This is a genomic window from Butyricicoccus sp. (assembly GCF_050872565.1).
Taxonomy (GTDB): domain Bacteria; phylum Bacillota; class Clostridia; order Oscillospirales; family Butyricicoccaceae; genus Butyricicoccus_A.
Window position 1 is genome coordinate 1 of record NZ_JBNMHC010000497.1, and the last position, 1,238, is coordinate 1,238.

The 1,238-nt window shown below is 45.4% G+C and carries 1 pseudogene; it reads left to right on the top strand.

The features are described from left to right. Window positions 1-147 precede the first annotated feature (147 nt). Window positions 148-1,238 (top strand): annotated as a pseudogene (locus ACR0P9_RS12875) (polyphosphate kinase 1); the annotation flags it as partial.

Here is a 1,238-nt window from a genome sequence, read left to right on the forward strand (position 1 = left end):
AATTGTATCATATTTCTGGAATCATGTCGAGATGGGAAGATATGTAAATCATTCTTCCCACTTTACAAAGATTTTTCGTTTGCATGACATAAGATTAAACATACACCCCTTAGACTGGGAAGTATACTAAGGAATGAGGTCTTATCTATGCACGAAACGGTATACGCCAACAGAGAGCTGTCTTGGCTGAAATTTAATGAACGAGTATTAGAGGAAGCGGCGCGAAAAGATGTACCGCTTGCAGAACGGTTGTCGTTTCTGTCGATTTATCAGAGCAATTTGGACGAATTTTTCCGTGTACGTGTCGGCACGCATGTCGATCAAATGCATTCGGATCAGGAAATTCGAGACAACAAAACCAATATGACATCTACGGAACAGATTCAATGCATTTTTGAAGATGTGCACCGCTTAAATACTCGAAAAGATGAAATTTTTACCGAACTGATGATGGAACTGGAAGATGCCGGTGTGCGCGTTGTTGATTTCCATACCATTGATGCAGAGGAAAGCAAACATTTGGAAGGCTTCTTTGACCGAGAAGTTGCGCCGCTTTTGTCTCCGATTGTTGTGGACAAACGACAGCCCTTCCCGTTCCTACGCAATCAGGAAATTTATGCAGCAGCGGTACTCAAAAAGCCGAACAAGAAAAAGGAACGCTTGGGCATTGTCGCTTGTTCCAGCAGTGCCCTGCCGCGTCTGGTACAAGTTTCCGAACGTCCCAAGACATATATGCTCAGCGAAGAGCTGATTCTGCACTTTATCACCAAGATTTTTCCGAATTATGACGTCAAGGCAAAATCGTTGATTCGTGTATCCAGAAATGCGGATATTGATGCCGATGCGTTATATGACGAGGATTTGGACTATCGCGAGTTTATGAGCGGTTTGATGAAAAAACGCCGCCGTCTGGCACCGATTCGTTTGGAAATGAGTCGTGTCCTTGACAAACGCATTGTCAAGCTGCTGTGCAAGCACTTGGAAACTCAAGAATACGCTGTATTCAAAAACAATACACCGCTGGATCTGTCATATCTGTTCATGCTGCAAAATACCCTGCGCGGCAACAGCGCTCTGTTTTACCCGCATCGTTCGCCGCGTCAGCCTGCGAGCATTCAGCGTCAGATTCCGGTACTCGATCAAGTGCGCCAGAACGACAAGCTGCTCTCCTATCCGTATGAGAGCATCAAACCGTTTTTGCGTATGCTGCATGAAGCAGCAACCGACCCGAAGGTTGT